Origin of the sequence: Rhodopseudomonas sp. NSM (assembly GCF_052445935.1) — a bacterium.
In the GTDB taxonomy this organism is placed as follows: Bacteria; Pseudomonadota; Alphaproteobacteria; order Rhizobiales; family Xanthobacteraceae; genus Rhodopseudomonas.
Genome location: NZ_JBQTCH010000002.1, coordinates 17,073 through 38,643, shown reverse-complemented (window position 1 = coordinate 38,643; position 21,571 = coordinate 17,073). Strand labels below are relative to the sequence as shown.

Annotated in this window: 17 protein-coding genes; 9 read left to right on the top strand and 8 right to left on the bottom strand. The window is 66.4% G+C overall.

Annotation, left to right across the window (positions count from 1 at the left end; translation table 11 throughout):
* Positions 1-2: 2 nt before the first annotated feature.
* Complete coding sequence (locus tag ACTZWT_RS04400) at positions 3-149, bottom strand: hypothetical protein (protein ID WP_444768506.1); 147 nt, start codon at positions 147-149, stop codon at positions 3-5.
* 226 nt (positions 150-375) lie between these two features.
* On the opposite strand from ACTZWT_RS04400, the gene rimO reads away from it, so the two are divergent.
* Positions 376-1,701 carry a 30S ribosomal protein S12 methylthiotransferase RimO gene (rimO, locus tag ACTZWT_RS04395; protein WP_444768505.1) on the top strand — a complete coding sequence of 442 codons (1,326 nt, stop codon included), beginning with the start codon at positions 376-378 and terminating at the stop codon, positions 1,699-1,701.
* A gap of 147 nt (positions 1,702-1,848) precedes the next feature.
* Here the strand turns inward: rimO and ACTZWT_RS04390 are convergent, their stop codons facing one another.
* Together ACTZWT_RS04390 and pcsA are read right to left on the bottom strand one after the other, a co-directional pair.
* Positions 1,849-2,823, bottom strand: a complete 975-nt coding sequence (locus tag ACTZWT_RS04390) for a quinone oxidoreductase family protein (protein WP_444768504.1) — start codon at positions 2,821-2,823, stop codon at positions 1,849-1,851.
* 99 nt (positions 2,824-2,922) lie between these two features.
* The gene (gene pcsA, locus ACTZWT_RS04385; protein WP_444768503.1) at positions 2,923-3,660 is read right to left on the bottom strand and encodes a phosphatidylcholine synthase; all 738 of its coding nucleotides are present in this window, start codon (positions 3,658-3,660) and stop codon (positions 2,923-2,925) included.
* A 127-nt stretch (positions 3,661-3,787) separates the two neighbouring features.
* On the opposite strand from pcsA, the gene ACTZWT_RS04380 reads away from it, so the two are divergent.
* Positions 3,788-4,984 (top strand): UbiH/UbiF family hydroxylase, encoded by a 1,197-nt coding sequence (locus ACTZWT_RS04380; RefSeq protein ID WP_444768502.1) that lies wholly within the window; start codon positions 3,788-3,790, stop codon positions 4,982-4,984.
* Between the two features lie 64 nt (positions 4,985-5,048).
* On the opposite strand, the gene ACTZWT_RS04375 is transcribed toward ACTZWT_RS04380, so the two are convergent.
* Complete coding sequence (locus ACTZWT_RS04375) at positions 5,049-5,999, bottom strand: AEC family transporter (protein ID WP_444768501.1); 951 nt, start codon at positions 5,997-5,999, stop codon at positions 5,049-5,051.
* A gap of 130 nt (positions 6,000-6,129) precedes the next feature.
* Between ACTZWT_RS04375 and hspQ the strand changes: the two genes are divergently transcribed.
* On the top strand, positions 6,130-6,462 hold the full coding sequence (gene hspQ / locus ACTZWT_RS04370) for a heat shock protein HspQ (RefSeq protein WP_322517017.1): 333 nt from the start codon (positions 6,130-6,132) through the stop codon (positions 6,460-6,462).
* Between the two features lie 111 nt (positions 6,463-6,573).
* Here the strand turns inward: hspQ and ACTZWT_RS04365 are convergent, their stop codons facing one another.
* Entirely contained in the window at positions 6,574-7,350 is a 777-nt protein-coding gene (locus ACTZWT_RS04365; RefSeq protein ID WP_322517016.1) for an invasion associated locus B family protein, read from the bottom strand.
* A 279-nt stretch (positions 7,351-7,629) separates the two neighbouring features.
* On the opposite strand from ACTZWT_RS04365, the gene ACTZWT_RS04360 reads away from it, so the two are divergent.
* The 3 genes from ACTZWT_RS04360 to ACTZWT_RS04350 all read left to right on the top strand — a co-directional run bounded on the left by ACTZWT_RS04360 (position 7,630) and on the right by ACTZWT_RS04350 (position 12,248).
* On the top strand, positions 7,630-9,438 hold the full coding sequence (locus ACTZWT_RS04360; protein WP_444768500.1) for an extracellular solute-binding protein: 1,809 nt from the start codon (positions 7,630-7,632) through the stop codon (positions 9,436-9,438).
* Between the two features lie 4 nt (positions 9,439-9,442).
* Positions 9,443-10,960 (top strand): AMP-binding protein, encoded by a 1,518-nt coding sequence (locus tag ACTZWT_RS04355; RefSeq protein WP_444768499.1) that lies wholly within the window; start codon positions 9,443-9,445, stop codon positions 10,958-10,960.
* A 64-nt stretch (positions 10,961-11,024) separates the two neighbouring features.
* On the top strand, positions 11,025-12,248 hold the full coding sequence (locus ACTZWT_RS04350; protein WP_444768498.1) for a GGDEF domain-containing protein: 1,224 nt from the start codon (positions 11,025-11,027) through the stop codon (positions 12,246-12,248).
* 21 nt (positions 12,249-12,269) lie between these two features.
* Here the strand turns inward: ACTZWT_RS04350 and mfd are convergent, their stop codons facing one another.
* Positions 12,270-15,788 carry a transcription-repair coupling factor gene (mfd, locus tag ACTZWT_RS04345; RefSeq protein ID WP_444768497.1) on the bottom strand — a complete coding sequence of 1,173 codons (3,519 nt, stop codon included), beginning with the start codon at positions 15,786-15,788 and terminating at the stop codon, positions 12,270-12,272.
* Positions 15,785-16,075, bottom strand: a complete 291-nt coding sequence (locus ACTZWT_RS04340) for an FAD assembly factor SdhE (protein ID WP_444768496.1) — start codon at positions 16,073-16,075, stop codon at positions 15,785-15,787. Before ACTZWT_RS04340 ends, mfd begins: the two co-directional genes overlap by 4 nt.
* A 155-nt stretch (positions 16,076-16,230) precedes the next feature.
* Between ACTZWT_RS04340 and recG the strand changes: the two genes are divergently transcribed.
* The 3 genes from recG (at position 16,231) to ACTZWT_RS04325 (ending at position 20,457) form a co-directional block, all read left to right on the top strand.
* Entirely contained in the window at positions 16,231-18,333 is a 2,103-nt protein-coding gene (gene recG, locus ACTZWT_RS04335) for an ATP-dependent DNA helicase RecG (protein WP_444768495.1), read from the top strand.
* An 82-nt stretch (positions 18,334-18,415) separates the two neighbouring features.
* Positions 18,416-19,090: a response regulator transcription factor gene (locus tag ACTZWT_RS04330; RefSeq protein ID WP_444768494.1), complete on the top strand. Its 675-nt coding sequence runs from the start codon at positions 18,416-18,418 to the stop codon at positions 19,088-19,090.
* Positions 19,087-20,457 (top strand): sensor histidine kinase, encoded by a 1,371-nt coding sequence (locus tag ACTZWT_RS04325; protein ID WP_444768493.1) that lies wholly within the window; start codon positions 19,087-19,089, stop codon positions 20,455-20,457. Before ACTZWT_RS04330 ends, ACTZWT_RS04325 begins: the two co-directional genes overlap by 4 nt.
* 192 nt (positions 20,458-20,649) lie before the next feature.
* Here the strand turns inward: ACTZWT_RS04325 and ACTZWT_RS04320 are convergent, their stop codons facing one another.
* A complete protein-coding gene (locus tag ACTZWT_RS04320; protein WP_444768492.1) occupies positions 20,650-21,435 on the bottom strand; it encodes a DUF502 domain-containing protein in 786 nt (261 codons plus the stop codon).
* Positions 21,436-21,571: the final 136 nt, after the last annotated feature.

Genomic DNA, 21,571 nt, shown 5'->3' with positions numbered 1-21,571 from the left:
GGCTAGAGCAACCGCAGATGCGGCGTACCGAAGGCGACGGCTGCGATCAGACCTATAGCCGCGCCGAGCGCGATCAGGTCGGCATCGAGCAGGAGGTTCGCCCACGTCCGGGCGTGGCTGGTGGTGATCGCCGGATTCTGCTGTCGCATCGTTTGACTCCCAAGCTCGCCCTGGAACAAGAAAGCCTGATCTCGCCGACGCGCAAGACGGCCAGCCAAATAACAACGCCGATGCCGTCCGGGTCCCGGAACCGGGAAAGATTCCCTCTTCTGGAACCGGCCGGAGCGACATCGTTCTCGGCATCTCACAGGAACCGCCTTGTCAGCGCCGCCGAAGGGGTTTAGCTCGGGGCCTCAATCAGGCAGTTTCAAACCGATGCAGCAGGCGGCCGCGCCAAAGATCAGTTTTGTCTCGCTGGGATGCCCCAAGGCGCTGGTGGATTCCGAGCGGATCATCACCCGGCTGCGCGCCGAGGGCTACGAACTCGCGCGCCAGCACGACGGCGCCGATCTCGTCATCGTCAACACCTGCGGCTTCCTCGACAGCGCCAAGCAGGAATCGCTCGCCGCGATCGGCGAGGCGATGGCGGCCAACGGCAAGGTGATCGTCACCGGCTGCATGGGCGCCGAGCCGGAGCAGATCGAGGCCGCCTACCCCGGCGTATTGTCGATCACCGGCCCGCAGCAATATGAGAGCGTGCTCGACGCGGTGCACCGCGCCAAGCCGGCGCTGCACAATCCGCATCTCGACCTGGTGCCGGAGCAAGGCATCCGGCTGACGCCGCGGCACTACGCTTACTTGAAGATTTCCGAAGGCTGCAACAACCGCTGCAGCTTCTGCATCATCCCGAAGCTGCGCGGCGATCTCGCCTCGCGCTCGGCCGCCGACGTGCTGCGCGAGGCCGAGAAGCTGGTCGCCGCCGGCGTCAAGGAGCTGCTGGTGATCTCGCAGGACACCTCGGCCTATGGCGTCGATCTGAAATACGCCGAGAGCCCGTGGAAGGACCGCAGCGTCCGCGCCAAGTTCATCGACCTCGCCCGCGAGCTCGGCGAGCTCGGCGCCTGGGTGCGGCTGCACTACGTCTACCCCTATCCGCATGTCGACGAAGTCATCGGGCTGATGACCGAGGGCAAGGTGCTGCCCTATCTCGACATCCCGTTCCAGCACGCCAGCCCCGACGTTTTGAAGCTGATGAAGCGTCCCGCCGCGCAGGACAAGACGCTCGACCGCATCAAGCGGTGGCGCGCGCAGTGCCCGGATCTCGCGCTGCGCTCGACCTTCATCGTCGGCTTCCCCGGCGAGACCGAGCGCGATTTCGAGTTCCTGCTGGACTGGCTCGATGAAGCCGAGATCGATCGCTTGGGCGCGTTCAAATACGAGCCGGTCGCCGGCGCGCCGTCGAATGCGCTCGAAGGTCAGGTGCCGGACGAGATCAAGCAGGAGCGCTGGAACCGGCTGATGGCGCGGCAGCAGGCGATCTCGGCGCGTCGGCTGAAGCGCAAGGTCGGCACCCGTCAGCAGATCATCATCGATGAAATCGGCCCGACCGTCGCCAAGGGCCGCTCCAAGGCCGACGCGCCGGAGATCGACGGCAGCGTCTATCTGACCAGCCGCCGCCCGCTCCGCGTCGGCGAAATCGTCACCGCGAAGATCGACCGCGCCGACGCGTATGATCTGCACGGGACGGTGGCGGGGTTCTGAGCGTCTCGGCCTCAACGTAATTCGCGTCATCCTGAGGCGCCGTCGCGCAGCGACGGCCTCGAAGGATGGGCCGCACGTGCTTTTACCAGCATCCTTCGAGGCTCGCCCTGCGGGCGAGCGCCTCAGGATGACGGCGCCGCGTAGCGACTACGGCTTCAGGATCGACGCCCCGGTCGTCACGCGGCCTTCCAGATCGATATGCGCCTTGGCGGCGTCCTTCAGGGCGTAGGCGCGGTTGATCGGGACGTGCAGCTTGCCCTCGATCACCGCCGAGAACAGCGTGTCGGCGCCTTCGATCAGTTCCTTGCGGGTGCCGACATAGTCGTTCAGCTTCGGCCGCGTCGCGAACAGCGAGCCGTGGTTGTTGAGTTCGGCCAGCGCGAATGGCGGCACCGGACCGGAAGCGTTGCCGAACGAGACGAACAGCCCGCGCGGCTTGATGCAGGACAGCGATCCCGGAAACGTCGTCTTGCCGACGCCGTCATAGACCACGTCGCAGAGTTCGTTGCGGCTGATCTGTTTGACCCGCGCGACGAAGTCCTCCTCGGTATAGAGAATGACGTGATCGCAACCGTTGGCCAGCGCGAGATCGGCCTTGGCCTTCGAGCCGACGGTGCCGATCACATTCGCGCCCAGCGCCCGCGCCCATTGGCAGGCGAGCAGACCGATGCCGCCGGCGGCGGCGTGGATCAGCACGCGATGGCCCGGCTCGACCTTGAAGGTCTTGTGCAGCAGGTACCACACCGTCAGCCCCTTGAGCATCAGCACCGCGCCCTGCTCGTAGGTGATGTGGTCGGGCAGCTTCACGAGCTTCGCGGCTTCGATGTTGCGCTCGGTGGCGTAACCACCCAGATTCGAGTAGTACGCGACGCGATCGCCCGGATGGAAATTGGTGACGTGCGGGCCGACCGCCACCACCTCCCCCGCCGCCTCGTTGCCGGCGATGAACGGCATCGTCGGCGCCTTGTACAGGCCGGTGCGGAAGTACACGTCGATGAAGTTGAGGCCGACGGCGTGCTGACGGATGCGGACCTCGCCGTCTCCGGGCGGTGCCAGCTCGATGGCCTCGTAGACCAACGCCTCCGGACCGCCAACCCGATGGACCCGCACAGCTTTCGTCATCATCGTCCCCTTAGGAATTTACGCAACGCGCAACCGAAGGCCATCCTCGCGGCGTTGTCAACCGACCTCGCCGCGGCGAATGCAAGCATCGACGCTACGTCACTGCGGCCGGATTCGTCGGATCAAGCGAATGGCTGCATCAGCGGCCCCGATATAGATCGCGATCGCGCAAAGGGTCACCGTGACCGGGGCCGGGACTTCGAAGTGTCGCTTGATGACGTAGATCGCCAGCACCGCCCAGATCGCGATCAGGGTCAGGTTGAATTTCCGAAACCGCGCGACCCGAACAGGATGCAGCACGTTGATCGGCACGAAGGTGAGCACGATCAGCGCGGCGATGCCGATACTGGCCACGATCGGCGGGGGGTGCAGCAGAAACAGGTAGAACGCCGCCGCATTCCACAATGCCGGGAAGCCACGGAAATGATTGTCGGCCGTCTTCATCTTGCGGTCGGCGAAGTACAGCGCCGAACTGATCACGATGCCGACGCCGAGAATGGGAGCAGCGATCGGCATCAGCAGGCCGCTCGCGGTGATCGCATAGGCCGGGACGAACACGTAAGTGACGAAATCGACCACCAGATCGAGCACGTCGCCGTCCCAATCGGGCTGCAGCCGCCGCACCTCGAATCGCCGCGCCAATGGCCCGTCGATGCCGTCGATCACCAGCGCGAGGCCGAGCCAGCCGAACATCGCCGCCCAATGCTCCCGGACGGCTTCCAGCATCGACAGCAGCGCGATGCCGACGCCGGCGGCGGTCAGAAGGTGCACCGAGAATGCGGCCATGCGCTTGGCGCGCGGCGCCGGCGGCGGTTGCGGCGGGTCCAGCGGGGTCATCAGACTTTGCATATCAGGTCTCGGCCCCATTTGCATCGGAGCAAGCGGCGCCCGTCGCGCAACTCCCAGGGTCGTTATTGTTCAATGCGGGCTTGAAATCGGCGCGGCGACTGACGATTGTCTTGCCATGACACAGAGCCTGCTCGAGCCCAACAGTTACGACGTCATCGTGGTCGGCGGCGGCCCCGCCGGCCTCGCCGCCGCGATTGCGGTCGCCGAAACCGGGGCACTCACCGCCCTGATCGCCCGCAAGGTGCCCTATGCGGACAACCGCACAACGGCGCTGCTCGGCGATTCCATCGACCTGCTGGAAAAACTCGACGTCTGGCGTCGCTGCGCCGGCAAGGCGGCTGCGCTGCGGACGATGCGGCTGGTCGACGACACCAACCGGCTGATCCGGGCGCCGGAGGTGCGGTTCGCGTCCAACGAGATCGGCATGGATGCGTTCGGCTACAATATCGAGAACCGCAATCTGATGCTCGCGCTGGAAGAGCGCGCCGCGGAGGTCGCCAATCTCGACCGGTTCGACGACGTGGCCGAATCGGTGGCCCCCGGCGATGAGGCCGCGGTGGTCCGCACCCGCCAGGGCCAGACCTTGTCGGCCGCGCTCGTGATCGGCGCCGATGGCCGTACCTCGCAATGCCGGCAGGCCGCCGGAATCACGGTCAGCAGCCGCGCGCTCAACCAGTCGGCGCTGACCTTCAACGTCGGGACGGCGCGGCCGCACCACAACGTCTCGACCGAATTCCACACCCCCGAGGGCCCCTGCGTCTTCGTGCCCCTGCCCGGCCGCCGGATGAGCGTCGTCTGGGTCGCCGCGCCGAAGGAGGCGCAGCGGCTGATGGCGCTCGGCGACGACGAACTCTCCGCGGCCGCGGAAAAGCAGTCGCACTCGATCGTCGGCCGCCTCAGCGTCGAGCCCGGCCGCAACCTGTTTCCGCTCGCCATTGAAAAGCCCAGCGCCTACGGCCGGCGGCGGATCGTGCTGGTCGGCGAAGCCGCGCACGTGGTGCCGCCGATCGGCGCTCAGGGACTCAATATGGGGCTGCGCGACGCCGGCGACATCGCCGAGATCGTCCAGGATGCGATGGCGCGCGACCAGGATCCGGGCGGCGATGCGGTGATCGCGCGGTTCGGCCGCGCCCGCGGCGCCGACGTCGCCAGCCGCACCTTCGCAATCGACATCGCCAACCGCACATTGCTGAGCAATCTGTTGCCGGCACAGGCGGCGCGTGCGGTCGGGATGCAGTTGATCAGCTCGGTCGGGCCGCTGCGGCGCCTGGCGATGCGCGAAGGCATGTCGCCGTTCTGGCGCTCGCTGTAGAGCATGATCCCGAAAAGTGGCGACCGGTTTTCGGATCAGATCATGCTCAGGAAGTATATGTTCACTATAACGGCAACTGCCCGGTCCTGATCAGCCACATCACCGTCGTCAGCGTCACCACCGAGACGAAGGTGCCGATCAGGACGGCGACCGACGCGGGCTCGACCCAGGTGTCGTACTGCCGGGCGATCACGAACACGTTCAGCGCCGGCGGCAGCGACGCCATCAGCACCGCGGTGGCGGCCCATTCCAGCGTGAAGGGCCCGAACGCCAGCATCAGGCCGAACACGATCAGCGGGTGCAGCAGCAGCTTCACCGCGACGATGCCGGGGATCTCCCACGGCACCCGTCCGAACGGACGCAGCGCCACCGTCACACCGAGCGTGAACAGCGCCACCGGCGCCGCCGCGTTCTGCAGAAACTGCAGGGTGTTATCGACCGCGACCGGCACTTGCACGTGGAACGCCGCGGCGGCGGCGCCGCAATAGGCCGCCACGATCAACGGGTGCAGCACGATCTCGCGCACCACATGGATGATCGTCGGCAGCAGCGGCCGCCGCTCGCCGGCGGTCAGCGCCATCGCCAGCGGCACGATCGAGAACAGGAAGATGCTGTCGAAGCAGAAGATCAGCGCGACGGGAACCGCGGCTTTGGTTCCCAGCACCGCAAGGGCAAGCCCCGGGCCCATATAGCCGATATTGCCGTAGCCGCCGGCGAGGCTCGCCATCGTCGCTTCGCGCAGCGACAGGCCGCCGACGGTGCGGCCGATGAAGCCGGAAATGAAGAACGCGCAGGCCGTGCCGAACGTGGTCGCCAGCACGAACGGCAGGTTGTTGAGTTCCTCGAACGGCGTCTTCGACATGATCCGGAAGAACAGCGCCGGCAAAGACACGTAGAGCAGGAAAAAATTCATCCAGGCGAGGCCGTTTTCAGGCAGCCGCTTCAGCCGGCCGCAGGCGAAGCCGACGAAGATCAGCCCGAAATACGGAAGCGCGAGGTTCAGAATGTCGATCATGCGGGACTGCTGGGGGAAACCGGCTGAGGGGATGATCGACCGGTAACAGGGTTAGGGACCCAGCGCCACGGGGAGCGGAATGCCCGGTTTCGCACTAGCATCGGCCGCAATCCTGGTCTATGCGACTCGGATGATCAAGACGAGAACCGCCAAGTTCCAGATCGGGCAGATCGTCCGCCACCGGATTTTTTCGTTCCGCGGGGTAGTGTTCGACATCGATCCGGAATTCAACAACACCGAAGAATGGTGGCTGTCGATCCCGGAAGAGGTGCGGCCGCACAAGGACCAGCCGTTCTATCATCTGCTCGCCGAGAACGCCGAGTCGGAATACGTCGCTTATGTCTCGGAACAGAACCTGCTGCCGGACGATTCCGGCGAACCGATCCGGCATTCGCAGGTCGCCGAAATCTTCGTCAAGGACAAGGCCGGCGGCTACCGGCCGCGCAATCCGTCGTTGAATTAGTCCGGCAGAATTTCTGCGCCGGCCATCCCCGAGTCGGGAGCGTCAGTACAGACGGCCGATAGACAAAGGGCGCCCACCGGGCGCCCTTTTCGTTTCGCGGAATATCAGGTGTTACTTTGCGGCCGGATTGGCGCCCGCCGGGGCCTGCGCCTCGAGCTTCTTGCGCTGTTCTTCGGCGCGCTTCTGCAGCTCTTCCTGCAGCTTCTTCTGGGTCTCTTCGAACTGCTTCGGGTCGGTCGGCGGGCCGTCATAGGCCTTGGCGAATTCCGCCAGCGGCAGCGGCAGCGTCAGCGGTGCGCCGTTCGAATTGATCGCCTGCACGACGAGATTCTGGCCCTTCTTCATGCTGGCCAGCAGTTCCGGGGTCGCTTCGTAGTCGGACATGCAGCCGTTGGCGAAGCAGATCACATACGGGCTCTGCTGCGGCGCGTTGCTGTCGACGATAATGCGGGTGCCGTGAACGAGCTGCATGCCGAGCGGCAGGGTCACGCGGAGGATCTTCTTCGGCTCGCCTTCCGGCTCGATGATCACCGCCGCGATCACCGGCTGGCCGGACTCGATGCGGCCGTCCTTGCCGGTGAAGCAGACCTGCTTGGCGTTCGCGTCCTGGCCCTTGAGGCAGAACTTGGTCCACGGCGCATAGATCAGCTGAACCTGCTGCTGCTCTTGTTGCGGCGCAGCGGCAGGCGCCTGGGCGGCGGGACCGCCCTTCGGCGCCGCCTTCGGGGGAGCCTTCGGCGCCGGGGCCGCCTTCGGAGCGGCCGGCTGCTGCGGGGCCTGCGCTTGCGCTGCGGAAGCGACGGTCAGGGCGGCAACGGCCGCCGCCGTGAGCAGAACGAATGCCCGCCCGCGCGGCCCGGCCGTCGCGACCAAGTTGCAAGACTTCATTGCGGAAAACCCTTTCTGAAACGGTCGCACACCCCACCGCGACGCGCGGAGCTGACATCTGGCCGTTTGGCCGGTCTCTCGGTGCCAATTGAGGCAGTTACGTGACGGGCCGGTCAGGCGTCGTCGAGTGATCGCCTTCAATACATCGGCGCACGAAAAGATCAATGGCGACAATCATCCGCGGCCCGTTTCCTCACTCGCTTGTGGTAAATTGCCGTGGTGGACAGCACCGAATCAGATGGCCGATTCGCGCCCTGCGCAAGCCTGCTGGCAGGGGTGATGGCGAGGGCCGCCGTCATCGGCTTTGTGGTTTCGTTCAGTCAGTCGGCTCTGGCCGGACCAGAGTCGGCGGCGAAGCCGTCCTATGCGCTCGCAATGCACGGCGACCCCGCCCTGCCCGCCGACTTCACGGCAATGCCCTATGCCAATCCCGACGCGCCGAAAGGTGGCCGGCTGGTGGAAGGTTTGCTCGGCACCTTCGACAGTCTCAATCCGTTCATCGTCAAGGGCATCGCGGTGCAGCGGATACGCGGTTATGTCGTCGAGAGCCTGATGGCGCGCGGCAACGACGAGCCGTTCACTTTGTATGGCCTGCTGGCGCAATCGGTGGAAACCGATGACGCGCGCAGCTACGTCACGTTCCGGATCGACCCGCGGGCGCGGTTCTCCGACGGCAAACCGGTGCTGGCCGAGGACGTGCTGTTTTCCTGGCAATTGCTGCGCGACAAGGGGCGCCCCAATCATCGGCTGTACTACGCCAAGGTAGTGCGCGCCGAGACGCCGGATCCCCTCACCATACGCTTCGATTTCGGCGATGTGCAGGATCGCGAACTGCCGCTGATCCTCGGCCTGATGCCGATCTTTCCCAAGCACGCCGTCAATGCCGACACCTTCGAGGAGACGTCGCTGTCGCCGCCGATCGGATCGGGGCCCTATCGCGTCAGCGCGGTGAAGGCCGGCGCCAGCGTCACCCTGACACGAAACCCGGATTATTGGGGGCGCGATCTCCCGGTCAATCGCGGGCTGTGGAACTTCGACGAGATCCGGATCGAATATTTCCGTGAGGCGAACTCACACTTTGAAGCCTTCAAGCGGGGACTGTACGACTATCGGGTCGAATCCGAACCGCTGCGCTGGCACGACGGCTACGACTTCCCCGCCGCCCGCGACGGCGCGGTCATTCGCGACGCCATCAAGACCGGCCTGCCGCAACCGACCGAAGTGCTGGTGTTCAACACGCGACGCCCGGTGTTCGCCGATATCCGCGTCCGCGAGGCGCTGCTGCAATTGTTCGATTTCGCCTGGATCAACCACAACTACTTCTTCGATCTGTACACGCGCGCGGCGGGATTCTTCGCCGGCTCCGAACTCTCTGCGTATGCGCGCCCCGCCGATTCCGGCGAGTTGAAGCTGCTGAAGCCTTATCTGTCGCGGCTGCGGCCCGATTTCATCGACGGCAGCTATCGCCTTCCCGCGAGCGACGCCTCCGGCCGCGACCGTGTCGCGATGCGCCGCGCATTGTCGCTGCTGGCGGAGGCCGGCTACGAGCTCGACGGCACGGTCATGCGCCGACGCGACGACCACCAGCCGCTCGCTTTCGAAATCCTGGTGACCACACGGGATCAGGAGCGCATCGCGCTGGCCTTCGCCCGCGACGTCAAACGGGTGGGCATTCAGGCGTCGGTCCGCGCGGTCGACGCGGTGCAGTTCGACCAGCGGCGGATCTCGTTCGATTTCGACATGATCCCGAACCGCTGGGACCAGTCGCTGTCGCCCGGCAACGAGCAGTACTTCTATTGGGGCGCGGAAGCCGCCGACACCCAGGGCACCCGCAACTACATGGGCGTGAAGGATCCGGCAGTCGACGCCATGATCGCGGCGATGGTCGCCGCGCGGGAGCATCCGGAGTTCGTCGATGCGGTGCGCGCGCTCGACCGCGTTCTCGCTTCGGGCTTCTACGTGATCCCGCTCTACAACATCCAGGAACAATGGATCGCGCGATGGAATCGGATAGAACGGCCGACAGCGAATGCCCTGACCGGCTACCTGCCCGAGACGTGGTGGGCGAGGCCATCGACACAAAGGTGATCAAGTGAGCCAGCCCAATGCATCACCGACGCTCGACGGATTGTTCCGCCGCACTCTGGCGCGACAGCCCGATGCGGTCGCGCTGATCGACCCCGCCGACAAACCGCGCATCACCGGACAGGCTCCCTCCCGCCTCACCTACGCGCAGGCCGACAAGGCGATCTCGGCGCTGGCCGCTCACTTCACCGCAGCCGGACTGCCGGCGAATTCGGTGATCGCGCTGCAACTGCCAAATACCATCGAGTTTCCGCTGACGATCCTGGCTGCGCAGCGGGCGGGTCTGGTGGTCGCGTTGCTGCCGCAACTCTGGCGGCAGGCCGACATCACCACGGCGCTGAACCGCACCGGGGCGCGCGCCATCGTCTCGACCCGCTGGATCGACGGCGTCAGCCACGCCGATTTGGCGATGAACGCCGCGGCCGAGGCGTTCTCGATCCGCTATGTCGGCGGCTTCGGCGAGGATCTGCCGGAAGGCATGGCGTCGCTCGACGTCGCGATGACCGATGACCTATCGGCAATCGCGCCCGCTGCCCAGGACGCCCGCCGCGCTGCGATCATTTCGTTCGACACCACGCCGGACGGCGTGCGGGCGATACCGCGGACACATCTCCACATGATCGCTGGCGGCCTCGCAATCTTCCTCGAAGGCCGCATCCCGCAAGGCGCGATGCTGCTGTCGGCGCAGGCGCCGTCCTCGTTCGCAGGGCTCGCCTCATCGATGGTGACATGGCTTCTGAGCGGCGGAACGCTGGCGCTGCACCATCCGTTCGACGAGGCGGTGCTGCAATCCCAGATCCGCGATCTCGGCTGCGACACCCTGGTGGCGCCGGCGCCGCTGGCATTGCGGCTGGGCGAAAGCGCCCTCGACGGGATGCCGACGCTGCGCAATGTCATCGGGCTCTGGCGCGCGCCGGAACAAGTCGCAGCGAGCCCGGCCTGGATCGCTGCACCCGCGACCTTCACCGATGTCTATCTGTTCGGCGAGGCAGGGCTGTTCGGTGCGCGGCGCATTGAGGATGGAATGCCGGCGACGATCATGCCGGGGCCTCACACCGCGCCACACAACCAGGCCGGGTCGTCGGCGGCCGGCGAAATCCTGATCACGCCGAAAGGCACGCTCGGGCTGCGCGGTCCAATGGTCACGCTCGCCGCCTACGCGCCGTTGCCACCGCTCGGCAGCCCGACAGCCGCGCCGCCTCCCGACCATGTCGACACCGGGTTCGCCGCCCGGCTCGACCGCACCAGCGGTGCCGTCTGTATCACCGCGCCTCCAACCGGGGTGATGGCGGTCGGCGGCTATCGCTTCCTTGCGCAGGATCTCCAGGAGTGGGCGAAGCGGCTCGGCCAGGGCGCCTTGCTCACCGCATTGCCCGATCGCTGGAGCGGATATCGCCTCGCGGGCCGCGCGCAGGACAATGCACGGGCTCGTGAAGCACTTTCAGAATTGGGCCTAAACCCTTTGATGGTCGAAGCCTTTCGAGATGGACCGCCGCGCGGCCAGGAATCTGCGGGTCAGCATTGACCTCGCATTAAGGGTGACGAACTAGGGTCGAACGCTGTCGACAGCGGAGAATCGGCTCTCAGAGATGTCGTATCACGCGCCCATCCTCGTCGTTTCAGGAGACGACCATTCGCCGATTCTGCCGGCCCTCTCGGCAGCTCGTTTATCTCCCGCGGTGGCGACCGGCTGGTTCGAGGCCGGTGCCTCCATCGCACGGCTGCAGCCTTCGGCGGTGATCGCGACCGGCGGGACAGACACCTCGCTCGGAATACTGGCCAAGCAGATCGAAGCGATTCAACCCTATGTGCCGCTGATCGTGCTCGACCCGCGTGGCCCTCTCCCTGAGAATGCGATCGGCTTCGAGGGCGGCGATTTTGCGCGTCTTGCTGCCCGGCTCCGCGCAGCGCTTCGCGTCCGCACCCTGCACGCGACCACGCTACGGCGGCAGATCGACGATGGCGACTTGCCTCGCACCCCCGACAGCGATCCGATCCAGGACGCGACCGTGCTGCTGATTGGTCGTGGCGCGGCCTATCCGGCCTTGTCGGTGGCGCTCGGCGAACGCGTGGGCGTGGTCGGCGCGCTGTCGATCGAAGCGGCGGCGAAACACCTCAACGCCCGCGACATCGACGGCATCATCCTCGCCGAAGGGTTCAGCCCGCGCGTGGTCGATGCATTCCTGACCGTGCTGGCCGAGGACACCCGCTTCCGCAATCTCCCAGTGGTGGTCACAGTGCCTGCGCCCGACCACCACGTCGACCTGCCCAATCTCGATTTCGCCCAGGGCGATCCGGCTCGCATCGTGGCCGACGCGCTTCCGCTGGTTCGACAGCATGCTTTCGAGGCGCGGCTCGGCCGCACGCTGCGATCGCTCGACGCCGGGGGTCTGATCGACCCGCGCAGCGGCCTGCTGACACCGACCGCGTTCGAACGCGATTTCGCCACGGCCGTATACCACGCGCAGGCGCGTGGCGACGGGCTGTCGGTGGCGAAGTTCACGTTCTGCCGGGCGGACCAGCGCGTGCTGTTCGACACCGCGCGGATCGTCAGCCGGTTGATGCGGAAGATGGATTTTGGCGTGCTGCAGGCCGACGGCAGCATCCTCGTGGTGTTCGCAGAAGCCGATCTTCGCGGCGCTCAGGCGATCGCCCGGCGCCTCACCGCGGTGATGAAACAGACCTCGCACTCGAGCCGGCGCGAGGGCCGGATCGATCCTGACGTTCAGCTCGCGACGTTGATGCCGGACGATTCCGTCCGCGCGATCCTGTCCCGCCTGACCAAGCTCGACACAAGACGCGCGGCCTCCTGACGGCTGCGCCGGCGGCGGCCATCAGGCCGCCTTCCTGGCATCGGCGAGCTCGGCGAGCTGACGCATGATCTCGGTGGTGCCGGCGAGCCGCTCCTCCGGAGTTTTCCAGACCTGGAAGAACACCACCTTCATGTCCGGGCGGACCTTGGCGGCGTCGCCGTGGCGCTTGATGAAGGTCACCAGCCGGTCCGGATGCGCGAACGCGTTGTCGCGGAAGGTGATGACGACGCCCTTCGGGCCGGCATCGACCTTCTCGACATTGGCGTGCCGGCAATACGCCTTGATCGCCGCGACCTTGAACAGATAGCGCACCTCGTCCGGCAGCGGCCCGAACCGGTCGCGCAGCTCGGCGGCGAAGTTCTCGATCTCGTCGTCACTGTCGAGATCGGCGAGTCTTCGATATAGCGACAGCCGCACCGACAGGTCGTTGACGAAATCCTCCGGGATCAGCACCGGCATGCCGATGGTGATCTGCGGCGACCAGCGATCGGCGACCGGCTCGACGACGCCGGCCTTGAGGTTGGTGATCGCCTCCTCCAGCATCTGCTGATACAGCTCGAAGCCGACCTCCTTGATGTGGCCGGACTGTTCTTCGCCCAGCAGATTGCCGGCGCCGCGGATGTCGAGGTCGTGCGAGGCGAGCTGAAAGCCGGCGCCCAGCGTCTCCAGGGATTGCAGCACCTTCAGCCGCCGCTCCGCCTGCGCCGTGATGTTGTGTTGCGGCAGCGTAAACAGCGCATAGGCGCGCAGCTTCGAGCGGCCGACGCGGCCGCGGAGCTGATACAATTGCGCCAGCCCGAACATGTCGGCGCGGTGCACGATCAGCGTATTGGCGTTCGGAATGTCGAGGCCGGATTCGACGATCGTGGTCGACAGCAGGATGTCGTATTTGCCGTCGTAGAACGCCGACATGATGTCCTCGATCACCGTCGGCGGCATCTGGCCGTGAGCGACCGCGACCTTCATTTCCGGCACGTGCTTGTCGAGGAAGTCCTTGACCTCGGCGAGGTCGTCGATCCGCGGCACGACGTAGAACGCCTGCCCGCCGCGATAGCGCTCGCGCAGCAGCGCCTCGCGGATCATCAAGGGATCGTGCGGGGCGACGAAGGTGCGCACCGCGAGGCGATCGACCGGCGGCGACGCGATGATCGACAGGTCGCGCACGCCGGTCATGGCGAGCTGCAGCGTGCGCGGGATCGGTGTCGCGCTCAGCGTCAGCACGTGTACTTCGGCGCGCAACTGCTTCAGCTTCTCCTTGTGGGTGACGCCGAAATGCTGTTCCTCGTCGACCACGACGAGGCCGAGATCCTTGAACCTGATCGCCTTGCCGAGCAGCGCGTGGGTGCCGACGACGATGTCGATCTGGCCTTCGGCCAGACCCTTCTTGACCAGCGTCAGTTCCTTCGGCGACACCAGCCGCGAGGCCTGACCGACATTCACCGGAAAGCCGCGAAACCGCTCGGTGAAGGTCTTGGCGTGCTGCCGCGCCAGCAGCGTGGTCGGCACCACCACCGCGACCTGCTTGCCGTCGAGCGCCACCGCGAAGGCCGCGCGCAGTGCCACCTCGGTCTTGCCGAAGCCGACGTCGCCGCAGACGAGGCGATCCATCGGCATGCCGCGCTCGAGATCGCCGAGCGCCGCGTTGATCGCGGCGAGCTGGTCCTCGGTCTCCTCATAGGGAAAGCGCGCGCAGAATTCGTCGTAGAGATGCGGCTCGACGTGGAGTTTCGGCGCCTCGCGCAGATGCCGCTCGGCCGCGACCTTGATCAGTTCGCCGGCGATCTGGCGGATGCGGTTCTTGAGCTTGGCCTTGCGCGCCTGCCAGCCCGAGCCGCCGAGCCTGTCGAGTTCGACTGTGGTGCCGTCGGAGCCGTAGCGCGACAGCAGTTCGATGTTCTCGACGGGAAGAAACAGCTTGGTGTCGTTGGCGTAGTGCAGTTCGACGCAGTCGTGCGGCGCGCCGCCGACCTCCAGCGTCTGCAGCCCGATGAAGCGGCCGATGCCGTGCTCGACATGGACGACGATGTCGCCGGTGGCGAGACTGGTGACCTCGGAGATGAAGTTGTCGAGCTTCTTGGCCGACTTGCGCTGCCGCACCAGGCGGTCGCCGAGCACATCCTGTTCGGTGATCACCGCGAACGCATCGGTCTCGAAGCCGGATTCGAGGCCGACCACCGCCAGCATCGCCTCGTTGCGCGGCGTCGCCTGCACCGTGCGCCACGAATTGACGCTGGTGAGGTGGACGAGCTTGTGGTCCTTCAGCATGCTCGCCATGCGGTCGCGCGAGCCTTCGCTCCACAGCGCGATCACCACCTTCTTGCGCGCCGCCTGCAGCGACTGCACATGCGCGACCAGCCGTTCGAAGACGTTGACGCTGGTGTCGGCGCGCTCCGGCGCGAAGCTGCGCCCGGCGCGCGCGCCGGCGTCGATCACCGAGCCACCGGCATCGTCCGGCACGGCGAACGGCGTCAGCCGCGCCAGCGACGCGCCTTCCAGCCGCGCGGCCCATTCCTTGTCGGTGAGATAGAGCCGATCCGGCGGCAGCGGCTTGTAGATCGCGCCGGAGCCGGGCTGCTCCATCGCCTCGCGCCGCGCCTCGTAGTAATCGGCGATCTGCTCGAAGCGCTCGCGAACGGCGTCCTCGCTCTGCGGTTCGATCGCCACCGGCGCGCCGGGAAGATAGTCGAACAGCGTGTCCATCCGCTCCTGGAACAGCGGCAACCAGTGCTCCATGCCGGGATGGCGGCGGCCTTCGCTGATCGCCGTGTAGAGCTGGTCGTCGCGATCCGGCGCGCCGAAGGCTGCAACGTAGCCCATCCGGAAGCGGCGGATGGTCTCGGTGATGAGCTGGAATTCCGACACCGGCACCAGATCGAGCGCGCGCATGCTGTGCTGGGTGCGCTGGGTCTCGGCGTCGAAAGTGCGGATCGATTCGAGCTGGTCGCCGAAGAAGTCGAACCGCACCGGCATTTCCAGCCCGGCCGGAAACAGATCGAGGATGCCGCCGCGCACCGCGTATTCGCCGGGCTCGCGCACCGTCGAGGCGCGGCTGTAGCCATTGTGCTCGAGCCAGGCGGCGACGGAGTCCATCGGCACCACATTGCCCGGCGCGACCGAGAGCGCCTGCGCGGCGATCACTTCGCGCGCCGGCACCCGCTGCACCGCGGCGTTGACGGTGGTCAGCACGATCAGCGGCTTGTCGGAGCCCGCCAACCGCGATAACCGCGCCAGCGCCGTGACGCGCTGCGCGAGAATGCCGGCATGCGGCGAGACGCGGTCATAGGGCTGGCAATCCCACGCCGGAAACTGCATCACGCCGACGTCGGGCGCGAAGAATTCCAGGCTGCGCGCCAGCGCCTGCATCCGCGGCCCGTCGCGGCAGATCACCACGAGGCTCACCGCCGGCGGCTTCGGCCTCGCCGCCACCGCGCGCGCCAAGTCCGAGATGATCAGCCCCTCGGCGCCCTCGGCGACATTGGCGAAGGTCAGCGCACGGCCGGGCGCCAGCAATTCCGCGGGCGATCGTGATGGCGCCTTCATGCCGGGTCGCCCTGATGGCCGTAGGTCTTGATCCGGTCGAACAGCCCGTTTTTGAACTCGGCGGGCAGCGTGTCCGCGCCCGCCACCGCGTTATACAGGTCGTGGTCGTTGAGCTCGATCAGCCCTTCGAGCTCGTCCAGTTCGGCGTCGGTCAGCGTCCCGATCTCGGCGTCGGCGAACTGGCCGAGAATCAGGTCCATCTCGCGGGTGCCGCGGTGCCAGCAGCGGAACAGGAGCCGCTTGCGGCGGTCGTCGAGGCCACCGCTCGATCGTGTCGTACCGGTCATCGTTGGAAACCTTGCTGAACGCGGAAAGCCCGGACGTGCCGGGCGGGGTTGATATAGCGGTCGGCGCAGCGGATGTCAGCCCGCCCTGGCGCATTGCAATCGACGCGAAATGCATTCAAGCCTGCCGCAAATGTCCGCCCAACCGAGCCGGTTCGATGCGCCCTGCTCTGCTCAATCCCCTGTTCGCCCCGGTCACCGGCCTCACCGGCGTCGGCCCGAAGCAGGACAAGCTGTTCCGCTACCTGCTCGACCGCGACGACACTCCGCGGCTGGTCGATCTGCTGCTGCATCTGCCGGTCAGCGTGATCGACCGCCGCTCCCGGCCGAAGATCCGCGACGCCCAACCCGGCACCGTGGTCACGCTGGAAGTCACCGTCGACCGCCATCGGCCGCCGCCGCCCGGCCGCTCACGCGCGCCCTATCTGGTCTATGCCAGCGACGACACCGGCGACGTGATCCTGACGTTCTTCCGCGCCAAGCCGGAATTCGTCGAGAAGCTGCTGCCGGTCGGCCAAAAGCGCTACGTCTCCGGCACCGGCCAGCTCTACGACGGCACGCTGCAGATCGTGCATCCGGACCGCGTCGTCGACGAGGAAGGCTTCGCGAAGCTGCCCAAGATCGATCCGGTGTATCCGCTGACCGAAGGGCTGGCGATCGGCTCGCTGCGCCGCGCAGTGGCGCAGGCGCTGACCAGACTGCCGGCGCTGCCGGAATGGATCAGCCCCGAGGTGTTGCGGCGCTGCAAGTTTCCCTCCTTCGCGGAGTCCCTGCAGCGCGTCCATGTTCCGAATGAGCCGACCGACATCCTCCCCGACGGCCCGTTCTGGTCGCGGCTCGCCTATGATGAACTGCTCGCCGGACAGCTGGCGTTGGCGCTGGTGCGCGCGCAGCTCCGTCGCCCGGCCGGCGCGCGCAATGCCGGCGATGGCCGGCTGCGTCACAAGATCATCGACGCGCTGCCCTATGCGCTGACGACGTCGCAGCAGGAAGCGGCGGCCGCAATCGCCGGGGATCTCACCCAGCCGGTGCGGATGCTGCGCTTTCTGCAAGGCGACGTCGGCTCCGGCAAGACCGTGGTGGCGCTGCTCGCCGCCGCCGCCGTGGCCGAGGCGGGCAAGCAGGCCGCGCTGATGGCGCCGACCGAAATCCTCGCCCGCCAGCACATCAAGACCATCGCGCCTTTGGCCGAGCGCGCCGGCATGCAGGTTGCGATCCTGACCGGCCGCGAGAAAGGCAAGGAGCGCCGCGAATTGTTGGCACGGCTCGAAAGCGGCGAGATCGATTTCCTGGTCGGCACCCACGCGCTGATCCAGGACGACGTGATCTACAAATCGCTGGCGCTGGCGGTGGTCGACGAGCAGCATCGCTTCGGCGTCCGCGAGCGGCTGGCGCTGACCTCGAAGGGCGATGCCGTCGATGTCCTGGTGCTGAGTGCCACGCCGATTCCGCGCACGCTGGTACTGACCTATTTCGGCGACATGGACGTCTCCGAACTACGCGAGAAGCCGGCCGGCCGGCAACCGATCGACACCCGCGCACTCACCGACAGTCGGCTGCCCGAAGTAATCGACGGGATCGGTCGCGCCATCGCCGCCGGCAAGCGCGTGTACTGGATCTGCCCGCTGGTCGAGGAATCCGAAAACGTCAAACTGACCGACGCCGAACAGCGCTTCGAGTCGTTGCGCCAACGCTTCGGCGACGATCAGGTCGGCCTGGTCCATGGCCGGATGAAGGGCGCCGACAAGGACCGCGTGATGGCGCAATTCGCGAGCGGCGAGATCAGCGTGCTGGTGGCGACCACCGTCGTCGAGGTCGGCGTCGATGTGCCACAAGCCAGCATCATGGTGATCGAGAACGCCGAGCGCTTTGGGCTGGCGCAGCTGCACCAATTGCGCGGCCGGATCGGCCGCGGCAGCGAGGCCTCGACCTGCCTGCTGCTGTACAAGGAGCCGCTCGGCGAGATGTCGGCGGCGCGGCTGCGGGTGATCCGCGAAACCACCGACGGCTTTCGAATCGCCGAGGAAGATCTCAAGCTGCGCGGCGAAGGCGATGTGCTCGGCACCCGCCAGAGCGGCCTACCCGGCTACCGGATCGCGCGCTCCGAGGTGCACGGCCAGTTGATCACGCAGGCCCGCGACGAAGCGCTGCGGATTCTGAAGGACAATCCGAAGTTGCAAGGTGAGTCAGGCGAGGCGCTGCGCTGTCTGCTGTATCTCTACGAGCGCGACGAGGCGATCCCGCTGCTCGGCGCCGGATGAGGCGTTCGCTCCGGCGCTGCGTAACGTTGACGCAATGTACGCCGGATAAACCGAATCCCGACGAGATCGGAAGGGTTCTGCTGTGCGTGTGTTGCTGGTGGAGGATGAACCCGAGATGGCGTCAGCGCTGGCCGCCGCGCTGCGCAACCACGACATGGTGGTCGATCGGGTCGCGACGCTGGGTCTGGCCGATGAGGCCCTGACCGGCAACCGCTACTGCGCGATCCTGCTGGACCGGCAACTGCCCGACGGCGATGGGCTCTCGCTCATCCCCACGCTGAGAGCAAAGGGCCTGATGACCCCCATCATCGTGCTGACGGCGCGCGGCGACCTCGCCGAGCGCGTTGCGGGACTGGATAGCGGAGCCGACGATTATCTGGGCAAGCCATTTGCAATCGCCGAGTTGCTGGCCCGGCTGCGCGCGGTGCTGCGCCGGCCAAGCGGCCTGTCGGAGGAGATCCTCAAGCTGGGCCGCCTTTGCTTCGACGGCGCCCATCGCCAGGCGAGCGTCGCCGGCGTCAATCTCAACCTGCCGCGACGCGAACTGCTGGTGCTCGAAGCGCTGCTGCGACGATCCGGCCGAACCGTCGCACGCGCCGCGCTGGACCACGCGGTCTATGGCTTCGACGACGAAATCCAGTCGAACGCACTGGACACCCATATCTCGCGGCTGCGCCGGAAGTTGATCGACGCCGATGCCGGCGTCGAGATCCACACCGTTCGCGGCATCGGCTATCTGATCAACCGGTCGCCATGACGACGGCTCCGCGCACCTCGTTGCGATGGCTATTGGTCCGCCGCCTAGTCGCGCTGCAGGCGATGATTCTCGCGACCCTGACGGTCGTGTGGATCGGCGCGGTGTGGGCGGGCGGCTTTGTGGTGCCGCCCGAGGCTGAAGATCAAACCATCAATGCGATCAGGGATGCGGTCGCGCGCGATGAGTCGGGCGGGCTGACCCTCCGGCAGACGCCGATGCTGGCAAGACAATTAGCTGCGCTGCCCGAGCCTTGGTTTCTGGTCAGAGACAAATCCGGGCATTCGGTCTCGCGCGGCGAGGTGCCGGCCGAATTTGCCCGGATCGGCGATGCCCTCGACGCGGTCGGACAGGCCCGCCTCGGCTGGACTGGCGGCGAGGCGCCACGCGGCACGGCACGGATGCGCTGGGTCGACGCGCCCGGCGGCAAGCTCCAGATTCTGGCCGGCGCCGGCGGCACGGTGCCCTTTCATCGGTTTGCCGGCGTTGTCGCCGCGTTGCTGGCCAGCATCGTTCTTCCGGTCACCATCGTGATGGCGCTGGCGACGCTGATCGCGACCCCGATGGTCGTGCGTCGCTCGCTGGCCGGACTCGCGACCGCCGCGGCGGAGGCCGAGGCGATCGACATCGACCGGCGGGGCACGCAGCTTTCCCTTGATCTGGTGCCTAGCGAGATCGTGCCATTGGTGCGCGCCGTCAACGATGCGTTGCGGCGCCTCGACGAAGGATTGGAGCGTCGCGAGTTGTTCCTGGCGAACGCCGCCCATGAAGTGCGAACGCCGATTGCTATCCTGCAGACCCGTATCGAGTCGCTGGAGCCCGGACCGCAAACCGACCGGTTGCTGGAGGATGTCAAACGGCTATCGACCTTGGCCGACCAACTTCTGGATGTCGAACGTATCAAGCAAACGGCGGCGCCATCGACGGCGGTCGATCTGGTCGATATCGCAAGGCGCGTGACGGCCGATCTCGCACCGCTGGCCATCGCAGCCGGCTACGAAATCGGATTCGACAACACCGTCGGCCACGTCACGATGCCGGGCGACGAAGGCGCGCTGGAGCGAGCGATCGCCAATCTGATCCAGAACGCGATCCAATATGGCGGCCGGCGCGGACGAATCCTGGTTCGTGTGAGCCCGACGGAACTATCGGTGAGCGATGAGGGCCCCGGCGTGCCCCCAGCGGATCGCGAGCGCGTGTTCGAGCCGTTCTATCGGTCAAGCTCCGGCACACGCGGCGCCGGACTCGGCCTCAACCTGGTCCGTGAGATCGCGCGATTGCACGGCGGTCGCGTTGAAATCAAGGACAGTCCGACCGGCGCAGATGTCTCGATAATGTTCGGCGCGCGCTCACGCCTGCGGCAGGCATGAGCCTCTCTCGCATCGGCTGATTTTGCCGGCTGGATTCTGCGAGCGAAAGCCTCGCAGGCAATGTTCGCATAATCTCGCCTACAAAGGAGTAGCGCATCACCGGCGATCGCGGCCGAGACGACGTCATGATCGCCGCCGGCCGACCTACGCTTCGATGAAGATGTCCGGGATTCGATTGAAGGACTGACGCGGTCAGTCGACCTTGTCCGGCGCCTTCACCCGTCGGCGCGAAAACGCCGATTCCGGCTCGCCGGCCGCTTTCTTGGCGGCGAGTGCGGTGGCGGCCAGCGCCGCGATCTTGCGCTGCGGATCGGAGCCGGGCTGCACCACGCCGGCCGACATGATCAGCGTCGCGGCCTCTTCGGCGCTCATGTCGACACTGATGACCTTGCTCTTCGGCACGTAGAAAAAGAAGCCCGTGGTCGGGTTCGGGGCGCACGGCAGAAACACCGAGATGTGCTCGTCGTGGCTTGGAATCCGCGAAGCGACCTCCGGATTCGGCGGCAACGAAATCAGCACGATCGACCACATTCCCGGCGAGGGAAATTCGACGAGGCCGACCTTTCGCAGGCTCGAGCCGTTGCCCGCGAACAGCGTCTCGAACACCTGTTTCAGGCCGCGATAGATCGCGCGCACCACCGGCATCCGGCCGAGCAACCGTTCGCCGAGATCCACCAGGGTCCGCCCGATCAGATTGGCGGTGAGGAAGCCGAGCAACGTCAGCGCCACGAAGGCAACGACCAGCCCTGAGCCCGGGATCGCGAACGGCAGATAAGTCTCGGGACGATAATCCGGCGGCACCAGCGGACGGACGAAGCCGTCGACCCAGTTCACGAACCACCAGGTCAGATAAAAGGTAATCGCAACCGGGCCTGCGACGACCAGACCGGTCAGGAAATAGTTCCGCAGGCGCCCCATGAACCCACGCGGCGGGTCCGGGACGTTCTCACCGAGATCCAGGCTTGGTTGATCGTTCATCAGGCTTCCAGGTCGAATACATCCAAATTCGCAGCAAAGCCACGATGCGCACGTCCAGCCTAGCAGACAATGACCGGCCCGTATGGACCGATCGGTGTGCTGTGCCTGAAGCAGGCCGAGCGCCCGCGCCGGATGG

What these genes read in the sequence shown, in the direction of transcription:
- ACTZWT_RS04400 (WP_444768506.1), bottom strand. Translation starts at nt 149, where the DNA reads ATGCGACAGCAGAATCCGGCGATCACCACCAGCCACGCCCGGACGTGG.
- rimO (WP_444768505.1), top strand. Translation starts at nt 376, where the DNA reads ATGCAGCAGGCGGCCGCGCCAAAGATCAGTTTTGTCTCGCTGGGATGC.
- ACTZWT_RS04390 (WP_444768504.1), bottom strand. Translation starts at nt 2,823, where the DNA reads ATGACGAAAGCTGTGCGGGTCCATCGGGTTGGCGGTCCGGAGGCGTTG.
- pcsA (WP_444768503.1), bottom strand. Translation starts at nt 3,660, where the DNA reads ATGACCCCGCTGGACCCGCCGCAACCGCCGCCGGCGCCGCGCGCCAAG.
- ACTZWT_RS04380 (WP_444768502.1), top strand. Translation starts at nt 3,788, where the DNA reads ATGACACAGAGCCTGCTCGAGCCCAACAGTTACGACGTCATCGTGGTC.
- ACTZWT_RS04375 (WP_444768501.1), bottom strand. Translation starts at nt 5,999, where the DNA reads ATGATCGACATTCTGAACCTCGCGCTTCCGTATTTCGGGCTGATCTTC.
- hspQ (WP_322517017.1), top strand. Translation starts at nt 6,130, where the DNA reads ATGATCAAGACGAGAACCGCCAAGTTCCAGATCGGGCAGATCGTCCGC.
- ACTZWT_RS04365 (WP_322517016.1), bottom strand. Translation starts at nt 7,350, where the DNA reads ATGAAGTCTTGCAACTTGGTCGCGACGGCCGGGCCGCGCGGGCGGGCA.
- ACTZWT_RS04360 (WP_444768500.1), top strand. Translation starts at nt 7,630, where the DNA reads ATGGCGAGGGCCGCCGTCATCGGCTTTGTGGTTTCGTTCAGTCAGTCG.
- ACTZWT_RS04350 (WP_444768498.1), top strand. Translation starts at nt 11,025, where the DNA reads ATGTCGTATCACGCGCCCATCCTCGTCGTTTCAGGAGACGACCATTCG.
- mfd (WP_444768497.1), bottom strand. Translation starts at nt 15,788, where the DNA reads ATGAAGGCGCCATCACGATCGCCCGCGGAATTGCTGGCGCCCGGCCGT.
- ACTZWT_RS04340 (WP_444768496.1), bottom strand. Translation starts at nt 16,075, where the DNA reads ATGACCGGTACGACACGATCGAGCGGTGGCCTCGACGACCGCCGCAAG.
- recG (WP_444768495.1), top strand. Translation starts at nt 16,231, where the DNA reads ATGCGCCCTGCTCTGCTCAATCCCCTGTTCGCCCCGGTCACCGGCCTC.
- ACTZWT_RS04325 (WP_444768493.1), top strand. Translation starts at nt 19,087, where the DNA reads ATGACGACGGCTCCGCGCACCTCGTTGCGATGGCTATTGGTCCGCCGC.
- ACTZWT_RS04320 (WP_444768492.1), bottom strand. Translation starts at nt 21,435, where the DNA reads ATGAACGATCAACCAAGCCTGGATCTCGGTGAGAACGTCCCGGACCCG.